Source organism: Paraburkholderia sp. BR10882, from assembly GCF_040948855.1.
GTDB lineage: Bacteria > Pseudomonadota > Gammaproteobacteria > Burkholderiales > Burkholderiaceae > Paraburkholderia > Paraburkholderia nodosa_A.
In genome coordinates this window covers 106,445-132,482 of the sequence record NZ_JBFPKP010000016.1, presented here as the reverse complement: position 1 = coordinate 132,482, position 26,038 = coordinate 106,445, and the positions used below count along the sequence as shown (strand labels likewise).

At 66.6% G+C, this 26,038-nt stretch carries 26 protein-coding genes; 20 read left to right on the top strand and 6 right to left on the bottom strand.

Annotated features, from left to right (window positions below; translation table 11 throughout):
- The first annotated feature begins 243 nt into the window (after positions 1 to 243).
- Positions 244 to 1,827, top strand: a complete 1,584-nt coding sequence (locus tag AB3X99_RS30960; RefSeq protein ID WP_342946239.1) for an aldehyde dehydrogenase (NADP(+)) — start codon at positions 244 to 246, stop codon at positions 1,825 to 1,827.
- Positions 1,828 to 1,904: 77 nt separating this feature from the next.
- Here AB3X99_RS30960 and AB3X99_RS30955 read toward each other — a convergent pair whose 3' ends face one another.
- Positions 1,905 to 2,645: a FadR/GntR family transcriptional regulator gene (locus tag AB3X99_RS30955; RefSeq protein ID WP_368619067.1), complete on the bottom strand. Its 741-nt coding sequence runs from the start codon at positions 2,643 to 2,645 to the stop codon at positions 1,905 to 1,907.
- A gap of 532 nt (positions 2,646 to 3,177) precedes the next feature.
- Here AB3X99_RS30955 and AB3X99_RS30950 point away from each other — a divergent pair.
- The 8 genes from AB3X99_RS30950 to AB3X99_RS30915 all read left to right on the top strand — a co-directional run bounded on the left by AB3X99_RS30950 (position 3,178) and on the right by AB3X99_RS30915 (position 9,220).
- Positions 3,178 to 3,783, top strand: coding sequence for a c-type cytochrome (locus tag AB3X99_RS30950; RefSeq protein ID WP_133184702.1), 606 nt, complete (start codon positions 3,178 to 3,180; stop codon positions 3,781 to 3,783).
- A 94-nt stretch (positions 3,784 to 3,877) separates the two neighbouring features.
- Positions 3,878 to 5,161, top strand: coding sequence for a cytochrome c (locus tag AB3X99_RS30945; RefSeq protein ID WP_342946634.1), 1,284 nt, complete (start codon positions 3,878 to 3,880; stop codon positions 5,159 to 5,161).
- Between the two features lie 7 nt (positions 5,162 to 5,168).
- Positions 5,169 to 5,351, top strand: coding sequence for a hypothetical protein (locus tag AB3X99_RS30940; RefSeq protein WP_028206326.1), 183 nt, complete (start codon positions 5,169 to 5,171; stop codon positions 5,349 to 5,351).
- A gap of 28 nt (positions 5,352 to 5,379) precedes the next feature.
- A complete protein-coding gene (locus AB3X99_RS30935) occupies positions 5,380 to 5,955 on the top strand; it encodes a cytochrome C oxidase subunit II (RefSeq protein ID WP_342946241.1) in 576 nt (191 codons plus the stop codon).
- Positions 5,945 to 7,570 carry a b(o/a)3-type cytochrome-c oxidase subunit 1 gene (locus AB3X99_RS30930; RefSeq protein WP_342946242.1) on the top strand — a complete coding sequence of 542 codons (1,626 nt, stop codon included), beginning with the start codon at positions 5,945 to 5,947 and terminating at the stop codon, positions 7,568 to 7,570. The genes AB3X99_RS30935 and AB3X99_RS30930 overlap by 11 nt, the downstream gene beginning before the upstream one ends.
- Positions 7,567 to 8,364: a cytochrome c gene (locus tag AB3X99_RS30925; RefSeq protein ID WP_368619066.1), complete on the top strand. Its 798-nt coding sequence runs from the start codon at positions 7,567 to 7,569 to the stop codon at positions 8,362 to 8,364. The genes AB3X99_RS30930 and AB3X99_RS30925 overlap by 4 nt, the downstream gene beginning before the upstream one ends.
- Positions 8,365 to 8,443: 79 nt before the next feature.
- Positions 8,444 to 8,872, top strand: coding sequence for an OsmC family protein (locus tag AB3X99_RS30920; RefSeq protein WP_042260258.1), 429 nt, complete (start codon positions 8,444 to 8,446; stop codon positions 8,870 to 8,872).
- Positions 8,873 to 8,881: 9 nt separating this feature from the next.
- Positions 8,882 to 9,220 carry a cupin domain-containing protein gene (locus tag AB3X99_RS30915; RefSeq protein WP_069267084.1) on the top strand — a complete coding sequence of 113 codons (339 nt, stop codon included), beginning with the start codon at positions 8,882 to 8,884 and terminating at the stop codon, positions 9,218 to 9,220.
- 96 nt (positions 9,221 to 9,316) lie between these two features.
- On the opposite strand, the gene AB3X99_RS30910 is transcribed toward AB3X99_RS30915, so the two are convergent.
- Positions 9,317 to 10,750, bottom strand: a complete 1,434-nt coding sequence (locus tag AB3X99_RS30910) for a cytochrome-c peroxidase (protein ID WP_368619065.1) — start codon at positions 10,748 to 10,750, stop codon at positions 9,317 to 9,319.
- Positions 10,751 to 11,410: 660 nt separating this feature from the next.
- On the opposite strand from AB3X99_RS30910, the gene AB3X99_RS30905 reads away from it, so the two are divergent.
- Entirely contained in the window at positions 11,411 to 11,668 is a 258-nt protein-coding gene (locus tag AB3X99_RS30905; protein ID WP_368603546.1) for a hypothetical protein, read from the top strand.
- Positions 11,669 to 11,774: 106 nt separating this feature from the next.
- Here the strand turns inward: AB3X99_RS30905 and AB3X99_RS30900 are convergent, their stop codons facing one another.
- The 3 genes from AB3X99_RS30900 to AB3X99_RS30890 all read right to left on the bottom strand — a co-directional run bounded on the left by AB3X99_RS30900 (position 11,775) and on the right by AB3X99_RS30890 (position 15,233).
- A complete protein-coding gene (locus tag AB3X99_RS30900) occupies positions 11,775 to 13,106 on the bottom strand; it encodes a multidrug efflux MFS transporter (RefSeq protein WP_368619064.1) in 1,332 nt (443 codons plus the stop codon).
- A gap of 174 nt (positions 13,107 to 13,280) precedes the next feature.
- Entirely contained in the window at positions 13,281 to 13,685 is a 405-nt protein-coding gene (locus AB3X99_RS30895; protein WP_069267088.1) for a DUF302 domain-containing protein, read from the bottom strand.
- A gap of 117 nt (positions 13,686 to 13,802) precedes the next feature.
- Positions 13,803 to 15,233 (bottom strand): MFS transporter, encoded by a 1,431-nt coding sequence (locus AB3X99_RS30890; RefSeq protein ID WP_368619063.1) that lies wholly within the window; start codon positions 15,231 to 15,233, stop codon positions 13,803 to 13,805.
- A 142-nt stretch (positions 15,234 to 15,375) separates the two neighbouring features.
- On the opposite strand from AB3X99_RS30890, the gene AB3X99_RS30885 reads away from it, so the two are divergent.
- The 8 genes from AB3X99_RS30885 (at position 15,376) to AB3X99_RS30850 (ending at position 22,377) form a co-directional block, all read left to right on the top strand.
- Positions 15,376 to 16,110 (top strand): ArsR/SmtB family transcription factor, encoded by a 735-nt coding sequence (locus AB3X99_RS30885; RefSeq protein WP_368619062.1) that lies wholly within the window; start codon positions 15,376 to 15,378, stop codon positions 16,108 to 16,110.
- Between the two features lie 474 nt (positions 16,111 to 16,584).
- Positions 16,585 to 17,436: a transporter substrate-binding domain-containing protein gene (locus AB3X99_RS30880; protein ID WP_342946248.1), complete on the top strand. Its 852-nt coding sequence runs from the start codon at positions 16,585 to 16,587 to the stop codon at positions 17,434 to 17,436.
- A 71-nt stretch (positions 17,437 to 17,507) separates the two neighbouring features.
- Entirely contained in the window at positions 17,508 to 18,239 is a 732-nt protein-coding gene (locus AB3X99_RS30875; RefSeq protein ID WP_368619061.1) for an ABC transporter permease, read from the top strand.
- A gap of 17 nt (positions 18,240 to 18,256) precedes the next feature.
- On the top strand, positions 18,257 to 19,003 hold the full coding sequence (locus tag AB3X99_RS30870) for an ABC transporter permease subunit (protein WP_342946249.1): 747 nt from the start codon (positions 18,257 to 18,259) through the stop codon (positions 19,001 to 19,003).
- Positions 19,004 to 19,028: 25 nt separating this feature from the next.
- Entirely contained in the window at positions 19,029 to 19,820 is a 792-nt protein-coding gene (locus AB3X99_RS30865) for an ABC transporter ATP-binding protein (RefSeq protein ID WP_069267093.1), read from the top strand.
- Positions 19,821 to 19,839: 19 nt separating this feature from the next.
- Positions 19,840 to 21,453 carry a histidine ammonia-lyase gene (hutH, locus tag AB3X99_RS30860; RefSeq protein ID WP_368619060.1) on the top strand — a complete coding sequence of 538 codons (1,614 nt, stop codon included), beginning with the start codon at positions 19,840 to 19,842 and terminating at the stop codon, positions 21,451 to 21,453.
- Positions 21,454 to 21,466: 13 nt separating this feature from the next.
- The gene (gene hutC / locus AB3X99_RS30855; RefSeq protein ID WP_069267095.1) at positions 21,467 to 22,216 is read left to right on the top strand and encodes a histidine utilization repressor; all 750 of its coding nucleotides are present in this window, start codon (positions 21,467 to 21,469) and stop codon (positions 22,214 to 22,216) included.
- Complete coding sequence (locus tag AB3X99_RS30850) at positions 22,213 to 22,377, top strand: hypothetical protein (protein ID WP_176732959.1); 165 nt, start codon at positions 22,213 to 22,215, stop codon at positions 22,375 to 22,377. Before hutC ends, AB3X99_RS30850 begins: the two co-directional genes overlap by 4 nt.
- Before the next feature lie 18 nt (positions 22,378 to 22,395).
- On the opposite strand, the gene AB3X99_RS30845 is transcribed toward AB3X99_RS30850, so the two are convergent.
- Positions 22,396 to 23,523, bottom strand: a complete 1,128-nt coding sequence (locus tag AB3X99_RS30845; protein WP_368619059.1) for a 4-hydroxyphenylpyruvate dioxygenase family protein — start codon at positions 23,521 to 23,523, stop codon at positions 22,396 to 22,398.
- A 327-nt stretch (positions 23,524 to 23,850) separates the two neighbouring features.
- Between AB3X99_RS30845 and shiA the strand changes: the two genes are divergently transcribed.
- Both shiA and AB3X99_RS30835 read left to right on the top strand, forming a co-directional pair.
- The gene (shiA, locus tag AB3X99_RS30840; protein ID WP_069267097.1) at positions 23,851 to 25,158 is read left to right on the top strand and encodes a shikimate transporter; all 1,308 of its coding nucleotides are present in this window, start codon (positions 23,851 to 23,853) and stop codon (positions 25,156 to 25,158) included.
- A gap of 97 nt (positions 25,159 to 25,255) precedes the next feature.
- Positions 25,256 to 26,026, top strand: a complete 771-nt coding sequence (locus tag AB3X99_RS30835) for an IclR family transcriptional regulator C-terminal domain-containing protein (protein ID WP_342946254.1) — start codon at positions 25,256 to 25,258, stop codon at positions 26,024 to 26,026.
- Positions 26,027 to 26,038 lie beyond the last annotated feature (12 nt).

The window sequence follows — 26,038 nt, the reverse complement described above, 5'->3', positions numbered from 1 at the left end:
TGGATCGCGGTTTGAATGCTTTGTGGTACGTTGTCTGACGACATTCTAGGCTTGGTCGCCGACGGAGCCAATGCCGTGTTTACCCTGCCATGGAACGGGAATCATAACCGACAAAGCTTGAAGTTGCGCGCCTGTAGCGCCGCCCGATTGCCAAAGGCGCCCGCCTCGGTGTGCGGCGGCGACGATCTGGCGTATGATAGTTGTACGATGACTTAACTCACTGCAACGAGACTCGGAGACATCATGCAAATCACTGGCGACATGCTCATTGGAGGCCGCGCCGTGCGCGGCTCGGAAAAGCCGCTCGCGGCTTTCAATCCCGCCACGGGCGAAGCGATCCCCGCGCCGGCCTTCGGCAGCGGCACGGCCGCCGACGTCGACGCCGCCTGCCAGCTCGCCGCAGAGGCGTTCGACGCGTACCGCACGCTGCCCCTCGCCGTGCGCGCGGCGTTCCTCGAACGTATCGCCGACGGCATCGCCGCGCTCGGCGACGCGCTCACCGAACGCGCCCACGCGGAAACCGGCCTGCCCAAGGCGCGCCTCGAAGGCGAGCGCGGCCGCACCGTCGGCCAACTCAAGCTGTTCGCCCAGGAAGTGCGCCAGGGCCTATGGCTCACGCCCACGCTCGACGCCGCCCTGCCCGAGCGCAAGCCGCTGCCGCGCGCCGACCTGCGTCTGCAGAAGATCGCGCTCGGCCCGGTCGCCGTGTTCGGCGCGAGCAACTTCCCGCTCGCGTTCTCGGTGGCGGGCGGCGACACGGCCGCGGCGCTGGCGGCGGGCTGCCCGGTCATCGTCAAGGCGCACGGCGCGCACCTCGGCACTTCAGAGATGGTGGGCCGCGTGATCCAGCAGGCCGTCCAGGAGATGGGGCTGCCCGAGGGTGTGTTCTCACTCATCGTCGGCGCGGGGCGCACCGTGGGCGAGGCGCTCGTCGCGCATCCGGCCATCAAGGCCGTTGGCTTCACCGGCTCGCGCGCGGGCGGCACGGCGCTCATGCGCATCGCCGCGAACCGGCCCGAGCCGATTCCCGTCTACGCGGAAATGAGCAGCATCAATCCCGTGTTCCTTCTGCCCGAGGCACTCGCGGCGCGCGGCGCGGCCATCGCGCAGGGCTTCGTCGATTCGCTCGTGCTCGGCGCGGGTCAGTTCTGCACGAATCCGGGCCTGGCGATCGGCATCGAGGGACCGGCGCTCGACCAGTTCGCGCAGGCCGCCGCGCAGGCGCTGGGCATCAAGCCCGCGCAGACCATGCTCACGGCGGGCATCCATGCGGCGTATGAAGAAGGCGCGCGGCGCCTCGCCGAAACCCAGGGCGTGAGCGCCCTCGCGCAAGGCCAGAGCGCGAGCGGCCCGAACCAGGCGTTCGCCGCCCTCTTCGTGACCGACGCGCAAACCTTCCTTGCGCAACCCGCCCTCGAAGACGAAGTGTTCGGGCCGGCCTCGACGCTCGTGCGCTGCAAGGACGAAGCCGAACTGCTCGCCGTGGCCGAACACTTCGCGGGCCAGCTCACCGCGACGATCCAGATGGACCGCACCGACGTGCCCGCCGCGATGCGTCTCGTGCCGATCCTCGAACGCAAGGCCGGCCGACTGCTCGTGAACGGCTTCCCGACCGGCGTGGAAGTCACGCATGCGATGGTGCACGGCGGCCCGTTCCCGGCCACGTCCGACAGCCGCGCGACCTCGGTGGGCACGAGCGCGATGGAGCGTTTCCTGCGGCCCGTGTGCTATCAGGACTTCCCGGCCGAGTTGCTGCCGCAGGCGCTGATGGACGCCAATCCGCTCGACCTCTGGCGGCGCAAGAATGGCGAGATGGTGCGAGGCTGACTTAGCTCGGTATCACCTACGCCCATCGCCAATGAAAACAGCGGCCAACGGCCGCTGCTTTTCCATGCACGCTCGCGCTATGCCTTTTCACCCGACTCCGCCGCCGCGCGGCGCAGCCGCTCGCGGCTGCTCGACAGATGCATGCGCATGGCCGCGCGTGCGCCTTCGGGATCGTGACGGGCGATGGCGTCGAAAATGCTCTCGTGCTCGCGGTTCACCAGCTCGGCGTAAGCCTGCGGATCGCGATGCGCGATGCCGGCCGAATCGACGCGACGGCGCGGGATCAACGCCGCGCCCATCTGCGTGAGGATGTCGACGAAATAGCGGTTGCCCGTCGCGCGCGCCACCGAGATGTGGAATTCGAGGTCGGCGCCCGAGCTGTCGCCGCCCGTGCGGATGACGACGTCGAGCGTGTCGAGCGCGCCGCGCATGCCGGCCAGGTCGCGCTCGCTCGCACGCTGGGCGGCAAGGCCCGCGGCCTCCGTTTCGAGACTGATGCGCAGTTCGAGCACGGAAAGCACGTCGTCCAGCGTGCTGGCCGGGACGACGTCGAGATCGAGCGGCTCGCGGCGCGGCTCCAGCACGAAGCTGCCAATGCCGTGACGCGTTTCGATCACCGACATGGCCTGCAGACGCGAGATCGCCTCGCGCACCACCGTGCGGCTCACGCCCAGTTGCGTCATGAGGTTGCTTTCGGTGGGCAATTTGTCGCCGGGCTTGAGTGCGCGCGTGGCGATCTGCTCGCTGATGAAGTCGACGACCTGCTCGGCGAGATTGCGGCTACGCGCGGCGATGGGCGTGGCAAGCGACTCCGCCATGTGGATCTCCTTGGCTCGATATGCGTGCGTCAGTCATGTCATTCCATTATACGTTGTCGGACAACCGCTGGAAAAGCGCGCATATATGCGACTGAGGACATCCTACGACCACACAATGGACTCCACCCGCGCAGGCCCGAAGACCACACGAGATCGCTCCTCAAACGATCCTCATTTTATTTCGCATTCCGATGCAATTCGCGCCACGATAATCTGTAGCAAGACGCGCCTGTCGTTGTGTTAGCAAACATATGCCGATGCAATAATCCGGCAGATTTATTTGCACATCCTGGCTGCACAAGTCGGCGTTCTCCGATAATCTCCTCGAAAAGGTGCGCGCCCGGCCGTCTTGCACAATGAAAATCCCCCACGGACGACGCCTCAACTGATATCGAATCGCAACGCGTTTGTGTCGTTACCATCCGCAACGAGGGAATCATTGAGAACCCGCATCGTCCTGATCATCCTTGCGCTCGCGCTGCCGTGGGCGCCGCTCCTCGCGGCGCCGCCCGCCGAGCCCGCGCCTGACACGATGCAAGCCCGCGTGATGGGTTGCGCGGCCTGTCACGGCGCACACGGCGAAGGCACCGACAACGACTACTTCCCGCGTCTCGCGGGCAAGCCAGCGGGGTATCTGTTCAACCAGCTCGTCGCCTTCCGCGACGGCGGCCGCAGCTACCCGCCCATGAACTATCTGCTGGCATATCTGCCCGACGCCTACCTCAAGCAGATCGCGGAATTCTTCTCGCAGCAGCACCCGCCCTATCCGCCGCCCGCCAAACCCACGGTCGACGCGGCCACGCTCGCCCTCGGTAAAACGCTCGTCATGAACGGCGACAGCAAGCGCAATGTGCCCGCCTGCGCAGGCTGCCACGGCGCCTCGCTCACTGGCATGCAGCCGGCCATTCCGGGCCTCGTGGGCCTGCATGCGAACTACATCAGCGCGCAGCTCGGCGCGTTCCGCTACGGTACGCGCCGGGCTGCCGCGCCCGACTGCATGCACGACATCGCCACCCGTCTCGCCGACCGCGACATCACCGCGATCGCGGCCTGGCTCTCGTCGCAACCCGCGCCCGCCGATACGACGCCGGCGGCGGCCTCGCCGCTGCCGCTCGCGTGCGGTAGCGTCCATAACTAGCCGGGGCCTCGACGTGCGCAGACTTCGATCCCTTCTCCCGTCATCGCCCAGGCCACTCGCGACGCGCCTCTCGCTCGCGGCCGCCACGCTCTGCATGGGCGCCGCGGTCGCGCTCGCGCAAACGGCCGCGCCCAGCGCGAACGCAGCGGACGCGGCGAGAGCCGCCGCAGCGGCAGCGACGGCCAACGCGAAGCCGGTCCCGAGCAACGCCGAACTGATCGCGCGCGGCGAATACCTCGCGCGCGCCGGCGACTGCATTGCGTGCCACACGGTGCCTTCCGAGCAGATGTTCGGCGGCGGGCGCCCGATGGAAACGCCGTTCGGCACGCTCTACACGCCGAACATCTCGTCGGACAAGACCTTCGGCATCGGCTCGTGGACCGCCGACGAGTTCTACCGCATGCTGCACGAGGGCAAGTCGCGCGACGGCACGCTGCTCTATCCGGCCATGCCGTTCGCGTCGTACACCAAGGTCACGCGCGCGGACTCGGACGCGATATTCGCGTACCTGCTTTCCACGCAGCCCGTGCACAAGGAAAACCGCCCGCACGACCTGCGCTTCCCGTATAACAAGCGCGCGCTGCTGCTCGGCTGGCGCACGCTGTTCTTCCGCCAGGGCGAGTTCAAGCCCGACCCGACCCAGTCTGCCGAATGGAATCGCGGCGCCTATCTCGTGGAAGGTCTCGGCCACTGCACGATGTGCCATACGGCCATCAACGCGCTGGGCGGCAACTCGCCCTCGAAGGCATTCGAGGGCGGTCTGATTCCGGTGCAGAACTGGTACGCGCCTTCGCTCACCTCGAACAAGGAGGCGGGGCTTGGCGACTGGAGCATCGAGGACATCGTCGATCTGCTGCACGCGGGCGTGTCGAAGCGCGGCGCCGTGTACGGCCCGATGGCCGAAGTGGTCTACGACAGCTTCCAGTACCTCACCGAAGACGACGTGCGCGCCGTGGCCGTGTATTTGAAGTCGTTGCCGGGCCGCAACAACGAAGTCGACAAGTCGCCCAAGAGCACGTTCGTGACGGAGGAAGCCCAGCGCCTCGTGCCGCTCGGCAGGAAGATCTACGAGTCGCAGTGCGCGGTCTGCCACGCCACCGAAGGCCAGGGCAAGCCGCCGCATTTCCCGCCGCTCGCCGACAACCAGTCGATCCAGATGAACTCGGCCGTGAACCCCATCCGCATGGTGCTCAACGGCGGCTACGCGCCGGGCACGCGCAAGAACCCGATGCCCTACGGCATGCCGCCGTTCGCGCAGTCGCTCTCCGATGAAGAAGTGGCGGCCGTGGTCACCTATATCCGCACGGCGTGGGGCAATCACGGCACGCCGGTTTCCGAACACGAAGTGAACGCGCTGCGTTCCGCGCCGCTTTTCTGAGGCTGCGATGATCGAAACTCCCGTACCCGAACAACCGGGCGAGCGCCCGCAACACGAACAGGTCGACGAGATCGTAGCCAGCGGCCCGGGCGGCGCGCTCGCGGTAGCGGGCATCGCCACGGCGATCGTCGCCGCGCTCTGGTTCATCTTTTACTTCGTCGTGTTCCTGCCGCGCGGCGTCATCCAATAGATCAGACAGACAAGAAAAGGCCGGCCTCATGTCGAATCCGCTCGATAACCATGCCAGTGCCGAAGTCGCCGCGCGCGTCGAGCGCCGCTGGGCGACGCTCATGGTGGCGTTCGTCTGCCTGCTCGTGGCCATGGTGGTATTCACGGGCCTGCACTGGGCCATGATGCCGCCCTCGCGCGTGGAGCTCGTCAATCCGCAAACGCTGCACGTGTCCGGCGAATTCGTCGAATCGAACCTCGGCAGCGCCGTGGAAACCGACGGCTCCGTGACGGTGCGCATTCTCGCGCAGCAATATTCGTTCACGCCGCAGTGCATTCTCGTCCCGGCGAACACGCCCATTACGTTCCGCGCGACGAGCGCCGATGTCGTGCACGGCTTCCTCGTCACGGATACCAACCTGAACTCGATGGTCGAGCCGGGCTACATCTCGACGTTCCGCACGACTTTCGACAAACCCTCTGACCACCTCATGCCGTGCCACGAATACTGCGGCACGGGCCACCAGGGCATGTGGGCCCACGTGAAGGTCATCGACCGCGATGCCTTCATGCAGATGGCGAATCAGGCAGGCAATTCCGCGCGGAGACTCAGCTGTGTTAAATAACAAGCGACTCGTACTCGCCCACTTCTGGCTCGCGTTCATCGTCTTCGGCGTGGCGCTGCTGCTCGGCGCGTGGCAGATGTTCGTGCGCAGCCCGCTGCATCCGTGGCTCAACGACCCCGAGCTGTACTACCGCTCGGTAACGGAGCACGGCACCGTGATGGGTTACGTGTTTCCCACGCTCATCGCGATGGGCTTCGGCTACGCGGTCAGCGAACTGGCGCTCAAGCGCCCGCTCGTGGGCGTGAAGTGGGCCTGGCTTGGCTTCATCCTGCTCGCGCTCGGCGCCGTCACGGCCTCGGTGCCCGTGGCGCTCGGCCTCGCCTCCGTGCTCTACACGTTCTACCCGCCGATGATCGGCAACGTGTTCTATTACCTGGGCGTCGTGCTCGTCGTGGTGGGTTCGTGGGTCTGGGTCGCGCTGATGGGCATCAACACCGCGAAATGGAAACGCGAGAATCCCGGCAAACCGCTGCCGCTCGCCATGTTCGCGACCACAGCGGGCGCGTATCTGTGGGGCTGGACCGCGGTGGGCGCAGCCATCGAAGTGCTGTTCCAGATCCTGCCCGTGGCCTTCGGCTGGCGCAATACGATCGACGCGGGCCTCGCGCGCGTGTTCTTCTCCTGGACCCTGCACGCCATCGTCTACTTCTGGCTCGTGCCCGCCTATATCGCCTACTACACGATCGTCCCGCGCGCGATCGGCGGCCGGCTCTACAGCGATGTGATGGCGCGCATCTCGTTCATCCTGTTTCTCGTGGTGGCCATGCCGATCGGGATTCACCACCTGTTCACCGATCCGCAGGTGGGCTCGGGCTTCAAGTTCGTGCAGTCGGTGTTCACGGCGCTCGTCTCGGTGCCCACGCTTCTCACCGTGTTCACGATCTGCGCGTCGGTCGAAATCGCCGGGCGGCTGCGCGGCGGCAAGGGGCCGTTCGGCTGGATCGCGAAGCTGCCGTGGCAGAACCCGCAAATGCTGGCCGTGGCGTTCTCGTTCGTCATGCTCGGGTTTGGCGGCGCGGGCGGCCTCATCAACATGAGCTACCAGCTCGACCAGCCCGTACACAACACGCAGTGGATCACGGGCCACTTTCACCTGATCTATGGCGGCGCGATCGTCATCATGTATTTCGCCATCGCCTACGACCTGTGGCCGCAGATCACGGGCCGCGCGCTCAACAACTGGCGCCTCATGCGCTGGCAGCTGTGGCTGTGGTTCATCGGCATGATCGTGACGACCTTCCCGTGGCACCTGGTCGGCCTCATGGGCATGCCGCGGCGCATGGCCTATTACGACTACAGCGACCCGGCGCTCGCGGGCCAGGGCGCGCTCGTGGTGCTCTCGGCCATTGGCGGCCTGATCCTCGTGACCTCGGCGGTGCTGTTCTTCCTCGTGCTGCTGCAGGGGCATCGCAGCGAGGCCGCCGCGCCCGAGGAATATCGCTTCAGCAAGCCGGTGCACGAGTCGGCCACGCTGCCGGTGGCGCTCAATAGCTTCGGGCTGTGGGTCGTGCTGATGGTCGCCCTCACGATCACCAACTATGGCTACCCGATCGCGCAACTGCTGGCAACGCCCGAATCGGCCGTGCCCGCGATCCCGATTGGAGCACAGCGATGAGCGACGAACGCCTGTTCTCGTTTCGCAATGTGTGGTTTCGCGCGGGCGTGGGCACGGCGATCGTCTTGTTCGTCGTCTCCGTGCTGATCGGCTTCATCTGGCTGCCTTCCGCCAAGAGCGACCCCTATTTTCAGGGCATCTGGACGGCGATCTGCAGCGCGGCCGGCGTGCCGCGCGACTGGCACCCGGTCGGATCGGCGGTGCCGCCGGGCTACCAGCTGAGCCAGGTCGAACTCACGCCGCACATGCTCGATGGCGCGACGACGCTCTCGGTTGGCCGCGGCGCGACGCTCGCCCTGCGCTGCACGATGTGCCATGGCCCGCGCGGCATCAGCATGGCCAATTCGCCGAATCTGGCGGGCCAGTTCGCCATCGTGGTCTTCAAGGAGCTGCACGACTTCCAGACGGGCGCCCGCCAGAACGCGGTGATGTCGCCCATGGCGCGCGATCTGTCCGACCAGGACATGCGCGACCTCTCCGCCTACTACGCCTCGCTGCAGCCGATCGCACACCTGCATGGCGGCGCGCCCGCCATCGTGGCGCACGGCGCACCACTGCGCAATATTCCCGCATGCGCGTCCTGCCATGGCGGCGTGGACAGCAAGATCGGCAGCCCGTGGCTCGACGGCCTCCCGGCCGCGTACACGAAGGCGCAGTTGCTCGCGTTCGCGAACGGTACGCGCCATAACGACATCTCCGAACAGATGCGCAACATCGCGCGCAACATGACGCCCGAGGAAATCGACGCGGCCGCCGCGTGGTACGCGGGCGAATGGCAGCCGAAGCAACCCTGAACCCAACCCTGCAGGACTTGCGGCGGTACGCAAATTGCGCGCCCTGCACGTCCTTCACCCAACCTCGCGGAGCGACATCATGCAAAAGACGGCATCGGCAAAATGGCACGGCGGCATCAAGGACGGACAGGGCACGATCTCGACGCAAACCGGCGTGCTCAAGGAAGCGCCTTATGGTTTCGCCTCGCGCTTCGAAGGCGGTCCCGGCACCAACCCCGAGGAGTTGATCGGCGCGGCGCACGCGGGCTGCTTCACCATGGCGTTCTCGCTCTTTCTCACCCAGGCGGGCTTCACGGCCGAGAGCATCGAGACGAAATCGACCGTTACGCTCGACAAGGTGGGCGAAGGCTTCGCCATCACGAGCTGCCAGCTCGACATGACGGCAAAGATTCCCGGCATCGATCAAGCGAAGTTCGACGAGCTTTCGAAGGGCGCCAAGGAGAACTGCCCGGTGTCGAAGCTCTTCGCCAACAACGCGAAGATCACGCTCAACGCGAAGCTCGTTTGAGAGGCTGTCATGGCCATCCCCCATGCCGCGCCGGGTGAGGTCTTCGACGTGCGACCGCTAGGCGGCGCGCTCAAGAATGCGAAGTCGACCACCCTGATCCGCGCGCAGCAACTCGAAGTCATGCGCATCGTGCTGCCCGCTGGCAAGCGTCTGCCCGAGCACAGCGTGCCCGGCGAGATCACGGTGCAGTGCGTGGAAGGCGTGATCCGCTTCTTCGTGAACGGCGACCCGCGCACCATGCACGCCGGCGACATGCTGCTGCTCGGCGGCGGCGAAACGCATGCGCTGGAAGCGCTCGACGACGCCTCCGTGATCGTCACGATTCATCTTGCCCATGGGGACAAGTAAGGGCTAGTGCGGCATCCGCAACAAAGAAAGGGGCGTGTCCTGGCAAATGCCGGACACGCCCCTTTTAGTTTGCGAGGACGGGTTGCCCCGCCCCGCTCATTGCTTCGATGGCACCGGATCGTCGTTGAGCGTCTTGAGGAACGCGATGATGTCCTGAATGTCGCCTGGCGTCATCGCGGGCTTGTCGCCGAACTTGCGGTCGAACGGCGCATCGGTCACGTCCACGTTCTTCCGGAACTGCGGCGGAATATCGTCGTACTTGTCGATCTTGCCGTCGGGGCCGTGCGGATAGAACTTGCCCGGGTCCGTATTGCGATCATTGTAGAACGCCATCACGTCGTCGAGGTTGTGGTACGCGCCGTTATGGAAAAACACCGTGCGCGTGGCCGAATTGCGAAGTGTCGGCGTGAGGAACATGCCGCAGTACTGCGTCTGGTCCTTGAAGTCCGAGCGGAACGGGCCGCACACGCCCAGATCGAAGAAGTGCGGGTCCTTGTTCTGCGCGAGCTTGTTGTTGCGCGGCACACCCAGCGCCTCGTACTGGTAGTCCGTGAACATGGGCGGCAGGCCGTCCTTGCCGGGCTTCGAGAGGTGGCAGCCCGCGCAGTTCGCCTTGTTCGGGTCGTTGAAGAGACGCAGGCCGCGCAGCTCCGCTTGCGAGAGGCGCGCGTGGCCTTCGAGCCAGCGATCGTATTTGCTGTTATACGGGTGGAACGACTGATCTTCGACCTGGTAGCGCGAGATTGCGAACATCGCCTCCGCCACGGCCAGCTTCGGGTCGCTGAAGATCCGGTCGCCGAACAGTTCCGTGAAGTGCTTCGCGTACGGCGCCTTCTCGAGCTTCGTCGCCACCTGTTCGATGCTCGTGTCCGCCATTTCCACAGGATTGAGCAGCGGGCCATACGCCTGCTGCTGCAGCGTGTCGGCGCGGCCGTCCCAGAACAGGCCGCCCTGCGGCACCATCTCCAAGGAGGTCGATGCGCCGCCCGCCACCTTCTGCGACTTCACGACGTCGGCGGCGGCGCTGGCCTGCTGGACGACCGTCGGCGCGTCATCGGCTTCACCCTGGTCCGGACCGATGCTGAAGTTCGGTTGGCGGTACAGATACATGAGCGAAGGCGGCGGGCGATAACCCTGCTGGTTCATCGCGAGGCCGCCCATCTGCACGTCGTGCCCATTGGGAGGACCGTACGAACGGTCGGGGCTATGGCACGAAGCACAGGACTGCTGACCGGAGCCCGAGAGCGCCGGATCGAAAAAGAGCTGCTTGCCGAGCTGCGCCATCGCCGAAAGCGGTGCGACTGGCGGGCGCTGCAGCACCACCGGGTGCGGATTCGCGCCCGTCAGGTTCTCGACGACCTCGCCCACGGCATCGGGCACGTTGGCCGGAAACGCCACGGCGTAGGCGCAGAAACCCAGTGCGCCGACCGCGATCACGGCAGCGGCGGCGCGCAGGACGACCCGCGTGGGGCTCGCCGCGCTGCGCGGTTTGGGTGAAGACGGTGTCGGCGAAGTGGAAAGCTCGGACATGATTCGATCTAGCTTTGCGAAATACCACGAAAAGGAAAGGCCGAACGCCGCGGAGTTCAACTGCGTGCCCAGCGTAGAGTCCCTCAGACGCGGCGCGCATCAGTGCGCCCTGGCGCCGCGCCGTACAGGCGGCGCCCATCCATCCTGCGAACGGGCGCCAATGCGCCTCTCACATCAGAGCGAGCGCATTACAGCATCGCAAGATGACTACACGGCGACCGTTTAATTTCCGAATACTTTCAGTTATTTTCAGAACCGAAAGAATCGCCGGAGGGGCGGTGTGTGCGGGGTTCTGGATTCGGCCCTGGATTCGCTCCGCGCGCGGGGCCGGGATTGAGCCGATTGCACTCCGTGCGGCGCGAGCTATAACTGAAAGCACAGTGCGGATGTTCTCTGCGCCCGCGCGCCCCTTCTTCTTGCGCCGCGCCGCGCTGTGCCGCCCCCGAATGCGTGGGCGCGCTTCTTTCGTGAGCAGTGAGCTAAGACGTTCGGCAGCCGTGCGCTGCGCGCAGGCATCCCGACTTTCCAGATGAGTGTGCGGCTTCAGGCTTTGCCTCTCGCTCGCGCGCACCTTCGCCGCGGATTCATTCCGCCGTTATCCCGCAGTGACGTCGTCATTGCCGCGAAGGCGCACTCACGAACTCGAGAAAGGAGGTTGATATGACATTACGCCTGGCATTGATCGCCACATGCGTGGCGGCCGTGGCGGCCGCTGCGCCCGGCACGGCGCGCGCGAAGGACGAACCCGTTTCGCAGGAACGCGCGCATCAGACGATGACCGACGACGCCGATGCTTCGGCACAGGCCAGCACCGACATGTCGTATGGCGGCACGCCCGATACGCATAGCGCCTCGGGCCATCGCACGGGCAAGATGTGCTGGCCGCGTCCCGACTGCGACGTGTTTTTTGGTCACTGAAGCGCGCCCGCTGAACGAGCGCCGATGAACCCGAGGCGGCGGCGCGCAAGATCCGCCGCCCTCGCCTCTCACACTTCGAATGCCTGCGCGCGGCATCGCCGCCGCGTTACGCGCGCCGGGCGAAACCCACCGCGCGCCACGTAAAGAGCGCGCCCGCCAGCATCAGCAGGCTCGTGCCGAGGAACACGGCGCGCATGCCCAGATGCCCGCCGACGAAGCCGCCGATCAGCGGCCCGAGCACCTGCCCCGCAAATTGCGCCGACACCGAATAGCCGAGCACGCTGCCCGCGGCATGGTCCGGCGCGTTGTGGCGAATGACGGTCGCGATGCACGGCAGCAGCGCCGCGAGCGACACGCCCATGAGAAAGCGCAGCACGACGAGTTGCCAGCCCGCCGTGACGAACGCCTGCGGCACGAGCAGCAATGCCGAGGCCGCCAAGGCCGCGACGATCACTTTCGCGTGCCCCACACGGTCCGCCACGCGCCCGAGTCGCGAAGCCGCGACGATGCTGCCGAGCGCCGCCGCCGACATCGCGAGGCCCGCGACGAACGTCACGCGCGCGGGGTCGTGCACGAGCGTCGCCACATACACGGTGATGATGGGTTCGATCGACATGTTGGCGAGCATCAGCAGCATGCCGGTCACGAGCATGGCGACGATCGGGCGCTTGTCGGGCAGCGCCGACCAGCCGCCCTTCTGCGCCGCATGCGCTACGCGCGCGGGGCGCGGCGCTTCCTTCACGAACACGCAGGTCGCGATGAAGGCCGCGAAGATCGTTGCGCCGGCCACCCAGAACGTGGCGCGCAGGCCGATGAGCGGCGGCAGCGTGCCGCCCACGAGCGGCCCGATCAGATTGCCGGCCATGACGCCCGACGACAGCACGCCGAGCGCCCACGCCGAACGGTGACGCGGCGTTTGCGTGGCGACGAGGATGGTCGAACCCGACGAATAGCCGCCGGCGAAACCCGCGAGCAAACGCAGCGCCACGAGCTGCCAGATATTGCGCGACATGCCGATGAGCGACATCGTGACCGCCATGCCGAGGCTCGCGCGCACGAGCATGGGCTTGCGGCCGTAGCGGTCGCCGAGGCGTCCCCACAGGGGAGCGACTAGCGCGGCCGTGAAGAACGTCGCGCTGTACGCGATGCCCGACCACTGCACGATCGACGCGTGGCCGTGCACGCCCAGTTCCTCCACGTAGAGCGGCAGGAACGGCAGCATCAGCGTCATGGCGACGAGCGTCGTGAACGAGCCCACCACGCAGACCGCGAGATTGCGCCGCCAGTGTTGCTCGACATCGGCATCGTGCGGGTTTCGGGGGAGTCGCTGCGTGGCGGCAGCCGCAGGCGATGCCGTGAGTGGGGAAGCGGGAGTCAAGTCGGACGCCCCGGCGCGATCGCGTGGCGGATCGTCGGGGTCTTCTGCGCGGGAGGTCATCGGCGGATCGAGGCAGCGGCGGGCTACGCGTTCGCCCGCTTGCCGGGCGAAGTCGCAAGGCACCTACGTTAAGCGAAGCGCGCCGCGGCTGTCAATTTTTTAAGCGCCTGCCGAAGATGGGGGCGCAGGCGCCGGCCCAAGGGACTGGCGTGAGGCGCGCAGTTCGTTTGCCGCTTATTGCACGGCGGTCTGCAGCAGCCCCACCACGCGCTGCAGCGGCACGAGCACTTCGGCGTCGATGCCGTAGAGCGGGCCGAGCGTCTGCGAGACGTCGCGATAGTCGAGCCGCGTGTGCCCCTCGTTGTCTTCCCAGATCACCATGCGCAGCGGCAACTCCACCGCCGCGTGCGGGTTGGCCGCCATGACGGGCGTACCCGCCTTCGGATTGCCGAACAGGATGAGGCGCGTGCGGCGCAGGCTGAGCCCGGCGGTCTCGGCGGCTTCGCGCTGGTCGACGTCGGCGAAGATATCCGCACCCGCCTTGGCCAGCGCGGTCTTCAGGCGCGCGATCGTCGTGTCGAAGTCGTGGACGCTCTTGAGCGCCAGCACGGATGAGGGATGTTGCCCGTATTCGGCCATGACAAACTCCTCCTATGGCGCACGGTCCGCGCGAATGCGCGATGCATGCAACGGCACTTTATCCCAGAATCCGCAGCGGATGATCCAGGGCGCGCGGGTGAGGCGTCAGGCGCAAGGCTACCCGCCACGCGCCTTCTTCGCGCCATGCGACCGGGCGCCGTGCGCCGCCTGGTGCGACCACGCACGCCACCACACCCACGCCGCGCCTGCCGAAAGCACGGCGGCGATCAGCAGATTCACGCGCATGCCCGCGCCGATCGACGCGCGCCCCGCGATCATGGCGCCCGCCACGGCCACGCCGAGCGCCGCACCGGTCTGCCGGGCGGCGTTGAGTACGCCAGCGGCGATGCCCGCGCGGCCCTGATCGACCGTCGCCATGAGCGCCGCCGTGGCCGCGGGCGTGATCAGGCTCGCGGCGAAACCGATGGCCGGCAGCGGCAAGGCCAGCAAGTCGTAGCGCGCCGTCGTGCCGCACGCCGCCGCGCCGAGATAGCCCGCCGCCGCGAGCAGGCAGGCGAGCGCGACGAGCGCGCGCGGCCCGAGCCACGCCACGGCGCGCCGCGACAGCAGACTGCCGAGCGGCACCACCACGGTGAGCGGCAGGAAGGCGAGGCCCGCGCGCAACGGCGCGTAGCCGCGCTCCTGCTGGAGATACAAACTGAGTCCGAATAGCAGACCGTAAAACGTGAACGCCGAAATCATCGAGAGCAGCACGGCCGCGCTGAACACGCTCTCGCGGAAGAAGCCGAGCGGCAGCATCGGCTGCGCGCGGTGCTTTTCGAGCACGACGAAGGCGATCGCCGCTCCGCACGCCAGCACGAGACCGCCCGCAACGACCGGGGCACGCAAGCCGTGCGCAGGCGCCTCGATGATGGCGGCATTGAGCAGCGCCAGTGCCGCGATGGCCGCCGCCTGGCCCGCGAGATCGAGCCGGCGCGGCGCGCCCGGACGCGGCTGCGGCGCCACGCGCGCGGCCATGACGATGCCCGCGAGGCACACCGGCACGTTGAGCAGAAAGATGCTGCGCCAGCCGACGAACCCGATCAGCACGCCGCCCAGCAACGGACCCGCCGCCATCGCGACGCCGCCCAGCCCGGCCCACACCCCGAAGGCGGCGGCACGCTCGCGCGCGTTGGTGCATGCGCCGTTGATGAGCGCCATCGATGCAGGCACGAGCAGTGCCGCCCCCATGCCCTGCAGCACGCGTCCGAGCGTGAGCAGCGCGAGGCTCGGCGCGGCGCCGCACCACGCCGAAGCCGCCGTGAAGACCGCGAGCCCGGCCGTGTAGACCTGGCGCGCGCCGAGCCGGTCGCCGAGCGTGCCGCCCGAAAGCAGCAGGCTCGCGAACGCGAGCGTATAGGCGTTCACGACCCATTGCAGGCCGGCCACGCCGCCCGCAAGGCTCGCACCGATGCGCTCGAGCGCGACATTGACGATCGAGGTGTCGAGGATCACCACGACATAACTGATGCTCGTGGCCCAGAGCACCCGGCGTTGCTGTTCCCGGCTGTACGTCTCTTGAGTCCGGTGCGTCTCCTGCATTTGCATAGGCTCTCCCGCTACGCCGGCGCGCGTTGGGCGCCGGTCACGAGCCCAGTATCGGACGCGCGGCAGTGGCGATGCTTCGATGCGTATCGAAACATGCGATCCTGCTCGCGCGTTACGCTATGCGTATGCTTTGGAGAAACGCATGAATGGCACGAACACGCACCCGAGGGTGTCGGCCACGGCCTTCCTGATCGCCGACCCCGCGCGCGCCGCGATGCTGATGGCGCTCGCCGATGGCCGCGCGCTGCCCGCCGGCGAACTGGCTTACGCGGCCGGCGTGACCGCGCAAACGGCGAGCAGCCATCTGGCGAAACTGCTCGACGGCGGGCTGCTGGCCGTGGAAAAGGAAGGCCGCCACCGCTACTACCGGCTCGCGGACGCCCAGGTCGCCACCTTGCTCGAAAACCTCGCGGCGGTCGGCGCGCGCGCGCCGGTGCGCCGCAAGCCGCTTAGTCGCGAGGCGCGGGACCTGCGTTTCGCGCGCTGCTGCTACGACCATCTCGCGGGCCAGGTCGGCGTGGCGATCACAGAGCGCCTCACCGATGCGGGGCTCATCACGGCGCAAGCGGACAAACGCTTCGCGGTGACGCCCGCGGGGCAGACATGGTTCGGCGAACTCGGGCTCGACGTCGCCGCGCTCAAGCCGGGGCGTCACGGCATTGCGCGCCAATGCCTCGACTGGACCGAGCGCCAGCATCATCTGGCCGGGCCGCTCGGCGTGGCCTTTCTCACGCTGCTGTGCGAACGCGGCTGGATGCGGCGTACGCGTGCGTCGCGCGCGGTGCAGATCACGCCGCGCGGCTGGGCCGATCTACGCGAGCGGCTGGGCCTGACGCCCGACCTGCTGGCCGCCCACGCCGATGATTCGAACGACTAACGACTTGCGCCTCGTCACGCGACGAGAAACCGCTGCGCGAGCCGCACCCAGCACGCCGCGCCGAGCGGCAGCACCTGGTCGTTGAAGTCGTAGCCGGGGTTGTGCACCATGCAGCCGCCGAACTCCCGGGCAGGTCTCACTTTTGAAAGAAGTCACAAATTTTCATCTTGATAACCGGATGGAATCGCAGTGACGCGCAACGGCCATCGAACGATCGCAGCGCCCTCGACATGACTAGACAATTAAGGAGGTATTCCAATGACCGCAACAGCCCATGTCGCAACGACGACTCGACTTGCCACAAGCGCGAATTCATCGAAAGTCCACGCCCATTCACAGGGTTTTCCATGAGTCGGGATTTATGAAATTCTCTTGCGCTCAAATTCTTTTCTCTCCATTCTTGTCTATGCAAGTCGCACGAACGAATGAATGTCCCCACGGGTCCACGGTACCCACCGACACAGGAGCATGGTCATGCAGGCGAAGTACACACGGCTGGCAAAAGCGCTGATTGGCGCAGCACTCGGCGTCACGCTGCTTGGAAGCGGCAGTGCCGGCGCGAAGGAATGGAAGAGCGTGACGATCGCGCTCGACGGCAGCTATGCGCCCTGGAACCTGACCTTGCCGGGCGGCAAGCTTGGCGGCTTCGAACCCGAACTCGTCGAAAACCTGTGCGCGCGTGCACAAATCCAGTGCAAGCTCGTCGCCCAGGACTGGGACGGCATGATTCCGGGCCTGCAGGCGGGCAAGTTCGATGTCCTGATGGATGCGATCTCGATCACGCCTGATCGCGAGAAAATCATTGCATTCTCGAAGCCCTATGCGGCCACCCCGGCAACCTTCGCCGTCTCCGATCCGAAGATCCTGCCCAAGGGCGGCCCGAACACGACGCCTCTGAAGCTCGACGCCGACTCGCGCAGCAACGCGCCCGCCATCGAGTCGATGCGCAAGGCGCTGAAGGGCAAGACGATCGGCATCCAGTCGGGCACGGTGTACACCGGCTTCATCAACGCCAACTTCAAGGACGTCGCGTCAGTGCGCGTGTACAAGACCGCGCCCGAACGTGATCTCGATCTCACGAACGGCCGCATCGACGCCACGTTCGACGACGTGACCTACTACACCGCCAACGCCGACAAGTCGCCCGTGGTGATCGCCGGCACGATGATTGCCGGTCCGATCTGGGGACCGGGCGAAGGTCTCGCGTTCCGCAAACAGGACGCCGACCTGAAGGCGAAGTTCGACAGCGCGATCACGGCGGCACTCGCCGACGGCACCGTGAAAAAGCTCGCACTGAAGTGGTTCAAGACCGACGTGACGCCGTAAGCATCGCACCCTGGCGGCGCGCGCCGCGCCTGACGCGCGCCTTCGCTTCCCGACCCGCCTGGATCCCTGCCATGTCTCTGTTATCGCTATTCAACACACTCGGCCTCGGTCCGGACGGCTGGGGCAGCGTTCTGCTCCTCGGCGCGTTGATGACCGTCGTGCTCACGCTTGCCGCATTGGCAATCGGCGCCGTGTTCGGTGCGCTCATTGCCGCGGCAAAACTCTCGCGCTTGCGCGTGCTGCGCGTTTTCGGCGACTTCTACACGACCGTCTTTCGCGGCGTGCCCGAATTGCTCGTCATCTATCTGTTCTACTTCGGCGGCTCTTCCCTGGTCACCACCGTCGGTCAGTGGTTCGGCGCCGACGGATTCGTCGGCGTGCCGCCCTTCGCCGTCGGCGCGTTCGCGGTCGGCATGATTTCGGGCGCTTATCAGGCCGAGGTCTATCGCGCAGCCGTGCTCGCCGTTGCACGCGGCGAACTCGAAGCCGCTCGCGCGATAGGCATGCCGACGCTCACGCTGTTTCGCCGGATTCTGATCCCGCAGGTGCTGCGCTACGCGCTGCCCGGCATCGGCAACGTCTGGCAACTGAGCCTCAAGGACTCCGCGCTGATTTCGGTCACCGGGCTCGCCGAGTTGCTGCGGGCGAGCCAGATCGCAGCGGGCTCGTCGCACCAGTACTTCCTCTTCTTCGTCGTCGGCGGTCTGCTCTATCTCGCCATGACGGGTGTGTCGAACCGTGTCTTCGGTCGCGCCGAAGCGGTCGTCGGCCGCTCGTTCAAGCGCAACTTCGCGCGCAACTGATCGGGGAGCGCACACTCATGCATATCGATTTCGCGTTCCTGCTCGACACGATGCGCCAGCTCATCGGCGCCGTGCCCACGACGCTCGGTCTTTTCTTCGCGTCGCTCGTGCTGGGCGGCTTGCTCTCGCTCGTGATCGTCACGATGCGCGTCTCGCCGCACTGGCTGCCGAACCGTTTTGCGCGCGCCTACATTCTCGTATTTCGCGGCTCGCCGCTGCTGATCCAGATGTTCCTCGTCTATTACGGCCTTGGGCAGTTCGGCGTGATTCGCGAAAGCTTTCTGTGGCCCGTGTTGCGCGAACCCTATGTCTGCGCGGTCCTCTCGCTCGCGTTGTGCACGGCGGGATACACGGCCGAGATCATCCGCGGCGGCCTCATGGCGGTGCCCGTCGGGCAGATCGAAGCCGGCTACTCGATCGGTCTTTCCGGCTTCGCCCTGCTGCGCCGCGTGATCGGCCCAATCGCGCTGCGTCAGTGCCTGCCCGCGTATTCGACCGAAGCCGTGCTGCTCGTCAAGTCGACGGCGCTGGCAAGCCTTGTCACCGTTTGGGAAGTGACGGGGGTCGCGCAGCAGATCATTCAGCAGACCTATCGCACCACCGAGGTATTTACGTGCGCCGCGCTGATCTACCTGTTCCTGAACTTCGTGGTCGTGCGCGTGATCGGCTTCGTCGAGCAACGGCTGTCGCGCCACCTGCGCGCGGCGCCGCCCGCCCCGCGCAAACCCGCCGCGCCGCTCGAAGCCACGCGTGCCGCGTCGTGACCCGCCGCCCTACCTGGAGAGATTGATGAATACGTCAGCACCCATTGCGCTGTCGGTGCGCAACATCCACAAGTCGTTCGGTGACCATCACGTGCTCAAGGGCATTTCGCTCGACGCGCACGAGGGCGACGTCATTTCGATTCTCGGCGCGAGCGGTTCGGGCAAGAGCACGTTCCTGCGCTGCCTGAATCTGCTGGAGACGCCGGACGACGGCTCGGTCGCGCTCGCAGGCGAGGAACTCAAGATGAAGCGCCGCAGCGACGGCAAGCTACAACCGGGCGACCGCCGTCAGGTCGACCGCGTGCGCTCGCAACTCGGCATGGTGTTTCAGAACTTCAACTTGTGGTCGCACATGACCGTGCTGGAGAACCTGATCGAAGGCCCCATGCGCGTGCTCAAGCGCAGCCGCGCCGAGGCGGTCGAAGAAGCCGAGGCGCTGCTCGCCAAGGTCGGCCTTGCCGACAAGCGCGGCCACTACCCCGCACACCTGTCGGGCGGCCAGCAGCAGCGCGTGGCGATTGCACGCGCGCTCGCGATGCATCCGAAGGTGATGCTGTTCGACGAGCCCACCTCGGCGCTCGACCCCGAGCTGGTCGGCGAAGTGCTGCGCGTGATGCGCACGCTCGCCGACGAAGGCCGCACGATGCTCGTCGTCACGCACGAGATGGGCTTCGCACGCCACGTTTCGAATCGCGTGATGTTCCTGCACCAGGGCCAGGTGGATTCGGATGGCACGCCAGACGAGGTATTCGGCGAACTGAAGTCGGACCGCTTCCGCCAGTTCGTGTCGAGCCACCAGGATCGCAACGCTCACTAAACCCGCACCACGCACTCCCATGGCCATCACCCGTACCCAGAATCCGCTCGACTGGCGCGCGATCGCTAGCGTCGCCGCAGGCGAGCCGCTGATCCTCGGCGCCGATGCGCAGGCGAACATTCGCAGCGCCCGTGTGCTCGTCGAACAGATCGTCGCGCGCAGCATCCGTGCGTATGGCGTGAACACGGGCGTCGGCGCGCTGTGCGATGTGATCGTCTCGCAAGACGAACAGCACGACCTGTCGCACAACATCCTCATGAGCCACGCAGTGGGCGTGGGCGAGCCGCTAGGGGCAGACGAGACGCGCGCGATCATGGCTGCGGCCATCAACAACTTCGCGCATGGACACTCGGGTGTGCGCCTCGAAGTCGTCGAGCGTCTCGCCACGCTGCTGGAGGCGAATTGCCTGCCGGAGGTGCCCGCGTTCGGTTCCGTCGGCTATCTGAGCCATATGGCGCACATCGCGCTCGTTTGCGTTGGCGCGGGACACGTGCGCTGGAACGGCGAGCGCGTGAGCGGCGCTCAGGCCCTGCAGCGGCTCGGCTTGCAGCCCCTGTCGCTCCAAGCGAAGGAGGGATTGAGCCTCGTGAACGGCACGCCGTGCGTGACCGGGCTCGCTGCGCTCGCGCTTCACCGCGCGGAGCGCTTGCTCGACTGGGCGGACGTCGTCGCCGCAATGAGCTTCGAGAATCTGGGCGGGCAGATCGCGGCGTTCGACACCCGTTCACTTGCATTTCGTGTGTCGCCGGGCCTCGCCCACGTGGGAGAGCGTCTGCGCGCGGCGCTCGCCGGTAGCGCGCTGCTCGAAATTTCGCTCGGGCGGCGCACCCAGGACCCGCTCAGCGTCCGCACGATACCGCACGTGCACGGCGCCGCGCGAGACACGTTCGCGGCAACGGCCGAAGTCGTGAACCGCGAGCTTGCCTCGGTGACGGACAATCCGATCGTTGCGGGCACGCCGGAGTCGCCCCGGGTGTACTCGCAGGCGCATGCGGTCGGCGCCTCGATCGCACTCGCCATGGACAGCCTCGCAACCGCGATTGCGCAGGTCGCGGCGATGGCCGAACGCCGCCTCGACCGTCTGGTCAACCCGCTCGTGAGCGGCCTGCCGGCCTTCCTCGCGCACGCATGCGGCACGCGTTCGGGCTTCATGATTGCGCAGTACACGGCAGCGTCGCTCGTCGCGCAGAACCGCCGTGAAGCCGCTCCCGCGAGTCTCGATGGCGGCGTGACATCGGGGCTGCAGGAAGACCATTTGTGCCATGCGACGCCGGCCGCGCTGAAGGCGCTCGCGGTCATCGAGAACAGCAACCGCATCCTCGGCATCGAACTGCTCGCCGCGGCACAAGCCTACGATCTGCAGCCGCTCGACGCGGCGCGCGCGCCCTATACGGACGCGATCTACGCCAGCGTGCGCGCCACGCTGCCGACCTATCGCGACGACCGCCCGCTTTCCGACGACATGACTTTCGCGTTTCGCCTCGTTGCCGACGGCGCCCCTCCGCCACTTCCCGGCACGGCACGAGACGACGCCAGGACCGTCTCGCGGGAACCGGCGCCGGATATGCCGCCAATCGCGCGCAGTACGGCGGCGCCGGCGAGCCGCGCGGTTCCCGGCACGGTCGGCGTCTGAAGCGAGGTCAGGTATGAACGCGCCATCTTCGCTGATCGACAACTCGACGCAGTCCGCGACAGCGCATAAGGCCGCTCCAGCGTATGAGCAGATCAAGCGCTACGTGGTCGATCGAATCACGGACGGGACCTGGAAGCCCGGTGAGGCCATTCCGTCGGAGACAGAGCTCGTCAAGGAATTCGGCGTCGCGCGAATGACCGTATCGCGCGCGCTGCGCGAACTGTCGGCCGAGCATGTGCTCAGACGCGTTCAGGGCGCGGGAACGTTCGTCGCCTCGCGCGACGTCGAATCGACCGTCCTCGAGGTTCGCAACATTGCCGACGAAATCGCCGCGCGCGGCCACCGGCACAGCGCGCGAGTGCTGACGCTGGGAGCAAGCTCGAACGATCAGGCGATGGCCGCGCTCGAGCTCGGCTGCGGTTCCGTGTTCCATTCGCGTATCGTCCACTACGAGGAAGACGAAGCGATTCTGTACGAGGACCGCTACGTGAACCCCCATGTGTTTCCGGGTTATCTCGAACAGGACTTCACACGGGAAACACCGAACCACTACATGATGCGGCTCGCGCCGGTTCAACGGGCGGAGTTCCGGATCTACGCGCAAAAACCGGATGCGGATATACGACGCCATCTTGCGATGAATATTGGCGAGCCCTGCCTGCTGATGTGGCGGCGTACGTGGGTCGGCAGTGCCGTGGCGACCGCCGTCGAGCTTTGGCATCCCTCGTCGCGTTTTCATCTGGTCGGCAAAGTCTCGACATGACACGGGGTGCCACCGACCTGATGACCCAGGCGTGCACCGAGTTCAGCAAGGAAATTCGCCATCGCTGCCGCACGATGGTCTCGCCGCGCGCCGCCGCGCTCGCTACCGCGCGCACGCGCAGGACAACGGGCGCAGCCGCGAAATCACGCGTGGAACGCTGACGTCGTGCACGGCGGGACTTAGCCGGGCGCCTGGCCCAGCTTCGCGGCCGCCTCGCGCGCCCGCGCGAGCACGTCGAGATTGCCCTCGCCGAAACCGTGGTGGCCGCTGCGCTGCACGACTTCGAAAAAGATCTCGCCGGGATGGCGTTTGGCAAAGGTCTGGAAAAAGAGCCGCGGCACGCCGTCTTCGCCAATCTCGCCATCGATCAGCACATGGCGCTTGCGCAGCGCTTCCAGATCCACGCCGTGGCCTGGCAAACGCGCATCCACGGTGTCGTAGTAAGCGGGCGGCGGTTCGACGAACTCCACGCCATTGGCCTTGAGCGCATCGACGCTCGCGAGGATGTCGTTGCTCGCCAGCGCGATGTGCTGCACGCCTTCGCCGGGATGCTCGGGCAGATAGTCGTGCAATAGCTGCGTGCGCCGCGTGCCTTCCTCATAAACAGGAATGCGCAGTTCGCCATCGGGCGAAACCATCACGCGGGACTCCTCGGACACGTGCCAGTTCGCGTTGATTTCGTGGATCTCGCGGAAATGCAGCAGGTCGCGATAGAAGTCGAGCCATTCGGCAATGCGCCCCGCCCCCACCGTTTGCGTGAGATGGTCGACGCGCGTGAGGCCGGTGCCGCCGTGATCGAGATCGGTATGCGCCGTGGCGACGTCGATGGGCCGGAAGTCGATGTCGAAGATCGAAATGTCGCCCACGCCGCCGCGCTGGCCGCCGCGGCCGCGCCAGCGGTCGATGAAATAGAGGTGCGAGTCGCCGATACCCTGGATCGCGGGAATGTGCAGCTCCGCGGGACCGAGACGCTCGCCTTCGAACGCCCACGCGCCGAGCGAGATGGCGTGCTCGAAGGCGCGCCTGGCATTGTCGACGCGCACGCCGATCGCGCAGACGCCCATGCCGTACTCCTGCGCGTAACGCGCGGCGAACGAGTCGGGCTCGGCGTTCAGCAGGAAATTCATCTCGCCCTGGCGGTAGAGCGTGACCGCCTTGCTCACGTGGCGTGCGATCGCCTTGAAGCCGAACTGCTCGAAACGGCGGCCGAGATCGGCGGGTTCGGGCGCGGCGAACTCGACGAACTCGAGTCCCGCCATGCCGAGCGGATTGTCCGCCTGCGGCGGAGGATTAGAGGGGCTGGACATGCAGTGGGCTCCTGACGCAAGCGCTGAAACGGACACCTCGCCGCCCCGTCGCGACTTCGAGGCCGCGAATCTGGCATATGAGGCAGGCCGATTTTAACCATTTCGTTCATTTTGACGAAGACCGCCGTGCGCGGTCGGTCCACGCGCCATCTCGGTGCAAACCCGCAAAGCGTTCGATAATCGCACGCACTTGGGCGATAATCGCGCAAAACAGCGCCACCACGCATTGCCGGACCGCGAGGGCCGCCCTATGCTGCGTCTCACGTTTAGCGCGCATCCTGAATACTGCAGCAGCATGGCACATGCGCAACAGTCTGGAGACAACTGATGACCCCAAGCCTCGACACCACCGGCGACGCCGCCCCTTTCGCACCGTCGCGCAGCCAGGCCCGCAAGGCGGCGCTCGGCAGCTTCGTCGGCGCGGTCGTCGACTGGTACGACTTCCTGCTCTATGGCATCGTCGCCGCGCTGGTGTTCAACGTGGCGTTCTTCCCGCAGGTCGGCAGGACCATGGGCACGCTCGCCGCGTTCGCGACCTTCGGTGTGGGCTTTCTCTTCCGGCCGCTCGGCGGCGTCGTGTTCGGCCACTTCGGCGACCGGCTCGGCCGCAAACGCATGCTCGTTCTGACCGTCATGATGATGGGCCTTTCCACCGTGGCCATCGGTCTGTTGCCGACCTTTGCGACCATCGGCTGGTGGGCGCCCGTGCTGCTCGTCACGATGCGCGCGCTGCAAGGCTTCGCCGTGGGCGGCGAATGGGGCGGCGCGGCGCTGATGGCCGTGGAAAGCGCGCCGCGCGGCAAGAAGGCGTTCTATAGCAGCGGCGTGCAGGTGGGCTATGGCGTGGGCCTCGTGCTCGCCACCGGCCTCGTGGCGCTCCTGAGCCACCTGCTCGGCGACGCGGCGTTCCGTTCGTGGGGCTGGCGTCTGCCGTTCCTCTTCAGCGTGGTGCTGGTGCTCGTCGGCCTCTGGGTGCGCTCGAGCATGGACGAGTCGCGCGAGTTCGTCGAGAAAGTCGAGCACGGTCATCGCAAGCTCAAGATGCCGGTGCTCGAAGCGCTCACGCGTCACCCGAAGGCCTTCCTGTACATCATCGCGCTGCGCCTTGCCGAACTCTTCACGATGTATATCGTGACCGCCTTCGCGCTGAGCTATTCGACCACCAACCTCGGCATGTCGCGCGATCTCTTTCTCGGCATCGGCCTGTTCGTCGGCGCGCTCTCCTGCGTGACGATCCCCTGCTTCGCGTGGCTCGCCGATCGCCTCGGGCTGCGCCGCATCTATCTGATCGGCGCGTTCATCGGTCTCCTGAGCGCCGTGCCGTTCTTCCTCGCGCTCGAAGCGCGGGCCACGATCTGGATCGTGATCTTCTCCGTGATGCTCGCGAACATCGCCCACGACATGGTCGTGAGCGTGCAGCAACCGCTCTTCACCGAGCTGTTCGGCGCGGAGTACCGCTACAGCGGCGCGGGCGTGGGCTACCAGTTCGCGAGCGTGGTGGGCGGCGGCTTCACCCCGTTCATCGCCGTGGCGCTGGTGGGCTTCGGCGGCGGTTCGTGGCACCTCGTTGCCGCGTACCTCGCGATTGGCTGCCTGATCTCGCTGATCGTGGCGGCGCGCATGAAGCCGGAGTGAGCAGGAGCCGATCGTTCGCACGCAAGCCGCAGGCGTTTCGCGCTTGCGGCTTTTTCCATTGTTTTGGCCACCGTGCAGCACAGGGCCTTGCGCGCCGATGAAAAAACCGCCACTGGACCGGCGCGACTGGATCGCCGGGCTCGAAAAAGGCCTCGCGATTCTCGAAGCCTTCGACAGCGAGCACGCGCGCATGACGCCCACCCAGGCGGCCGAGCGCACCGGCCTCTCGCGCACCGCCGCGCGCCGCTATCTGCTCACGCTCGAATCGCTGGGCTATGTGTACACGGACGGCCGGCTGTACGGCCTTACGCCGCGCGTGCTGCGGGTAGGCTGGTCTTACTTCGATTCGGCGCGTCTGCCGCGCACCGTGCAGCCCTATCTGCAGCAGCTGAGCGCGACGCTCAACGAGTCGGCCTATGTGAGCGTGCTCGACGGCTGGGACCTCGTCGTGATCGCGCGCAATGGCGTGTCGCGCGTCATGACGACTGGCTTCGTACTCGGCGCGCGCGTGCCCGCGCCGCTCATCTCGCCGGGCGTGGTGCTGCTCGCGCACGAGGCCGATCAAAGCGCAGTTTCAGCGTGGCTCGATACGGTCGAACTGTCGCCCTTCACGCCGCATACGATCACGAGCGGCGCGCGCCTGCGCGAGAAAATCGGGCGCGCACGCGTGGACGGCTATGCGCTCATCGAGCAGCAGTTGCAGGTGGGCGTGCGCGGCATTGCCGTGCCGCTCAGGAATCGCAGCGGCGAAGTCGTCGCCGCGCTCAGCACCAACATGCCGATGGGCGAGGAAAGTCCCGAGGCGGCCCTTCAGCGCGTTCTGCCGCATCTGCAGGAAAGCGCGCTCGCCATGCTCAATGTGCTTTAACGCTACGTTTGA

Bases quoted from the DNA above. Each gene is read 5' to 3' on its own strand.
- AB3X99_RS30845 (WP_368619059.1), bottom strand. From the start codon at position 23,523: ATGTCCAGCCCCTCTAATCCTCCGCCGCAGGCGGACAATCCGCTCGGC.
- AB3X99_RS30925 (WP_368619066.1), top strand. From the start codon at position 7,567: ATGAGCGACGAACGCCTGTTCTCGTTTCGCAATGTGTGGTTTCGCGCG.
- AB3X99_RS30935 (WP_342946241.1), top strand. From the start codon at position 5,380: ATGTCGAATCCGCTCGATAACCATGCCAGTGCCGAAGTCGCCGCGCGC.
- AB3X99_RS30895 (WP_069267088.1), bottom strand. From the start codon at position 13,685: ATGGCCGAATACGGGCAACATCCCTCATCCGTGCTGGCGCTCAAGAGC.
- AB3X99_RS30865 (WP_069267093.1), top strand. From the start codon at position 19,029: ATGAATACGTCAGCACCCATTGCGCTGTCGGTGCGCAACATCCACAAG.
- AB3X99_RS30940 (WP_028206326.1), top strand. From the start codon at position 5,169: ATGATCGAAACTCCCGTACCCGAACAACCGGGCGAGCGCCCGCAACAC.
- AB3X99_RS30905 (WP_368603546.1), top strand. From the start codon at position 11,411: ATGACATTACGCCTGGCATTGATCGCCACATGCGTGGCGGCCGTGGCG.
- shiA (WP_069267097.1), top strand. From the start codon at position 23,851: ATGACCCCAAGCCTCGACACCACCGGCGACGCCGCCCCTTTCGCACCG.
- AB3X99_RS30880 (WP_342946248.1), top strand. From the start codon at position 16,585: ATGCAGGCGAAGTACACACGGCTGGCAAAAGCGCTGATTGGCGCAGCA.
- AB3X99_RS30910 (WP_368619065.1), bottom strand. From the start codon at position 10,750: ATGTCCGAGCTTTCCACTTCGCCGACACCGTCTTCACCCAAACCGCGC.
- AB3X99_RS30915 (WP_069267084.1), top strand. From the start codon at position 8,882: ATGGCCATCCCCCATGCCGCGCCGGGTGAGGTCTTCGACGTGCGACCG.
- AB3X99_RS30950 (WP_133184702.1), top strand. From the start codon at position 3,178: ATGCAAGCCCGCGTGATGGGTTGCGCGGCCTGTCACGGCGCACACGGC.
- AB3X99_RS30960 (WP_342946239.1), top strand. From the start codon at position 244: ATGCAAATCACTGGCGACATGCTCATTGGAGGCCGCGCCGTGCGCGGC.
- AB3X99_RS30850 (WP_176732959.1), top strand. From the start codon at position 22,213: ATGACACGGGGTGCCACCGACCTGATGACCCAGGCGTGCACCGAGTTC.
- AB3X99_RS30900 (WP_368619064.1), bottom strand. From the start codon at position 13,106: ATGACCTCCCGCGCAGAAGACCCCGACGATCCGCCACGCGATCGCGCC.
- hutC (WP_069267095.1), top strand. From the start codon at position 21,467: ATGAACGCGCCATCTTCGCTGATCGACAACTCGACGCAGTCCGCGACA.
- hutH (WP_368619060.1), top strand. From the start codon at position 19,840: ATGGCCATCACCCGTACCCAGAATCCGCTCGACTGGCGCGCGATCGCT.
- AB3X99_RS30875 (WP_368619061.1), top strand. From the start codon at position 17,508: ATGTCTCTGTTATCGCTATTCAACACACTCGGCCTCGGTCCGGACGGC.
- AB3X99_RS30920 (WP_042260258.1), top strand. From the start codon at position 8,444: ATGCAAAAGACGGCATCGGCAAAATGGCACGGCGGCATCAAGGACGGA.
- AB3X99_RS30955 (WP_368619067.1), bottom strand. From the start codon at position 2,645: ATGGCGGAGTCGCTTGCCACGCCCATCGCCGCGCGTAGCCGCAATCTC.
- AB3X99_RS30835 (WP_342946254.1), top strand. From the start codon at position 25,256: ATGAAAAAACCGCCACTGGACCGGCGCGACTGGATCGCCGGGCTCGAA.
- AB3X99_RS30885 (WP_368619062.1), top strand. From the start codon at position 15,376: ATGAATGGCACGAACACGCACCCGAGGGTGTCGGCCACGGCCTTCCTG.
- AB3X99_RS30870 (WP_342946249.1), top strand. From the start codon at position 18,257: ATGCATATCGATTTCGCGTTCCTGCTCGACACGATGCGCCAGCTCATC.
- AB3X99_RS30890 (WP_368619063.1), bottom strand. From the start codon at position 15,233: ATGCAAATGCAGGAGACGCACCGGACTCAAGAGACGTACAGCCGGGAA.
- AB3X99_RS30945 (WP_342946634.1), top strand. From the start codon at position 3,878: ATGGGCGCCGCGGTCGCGCTCGCGCAAACGGCCGCGCCCAGCGCGAAC.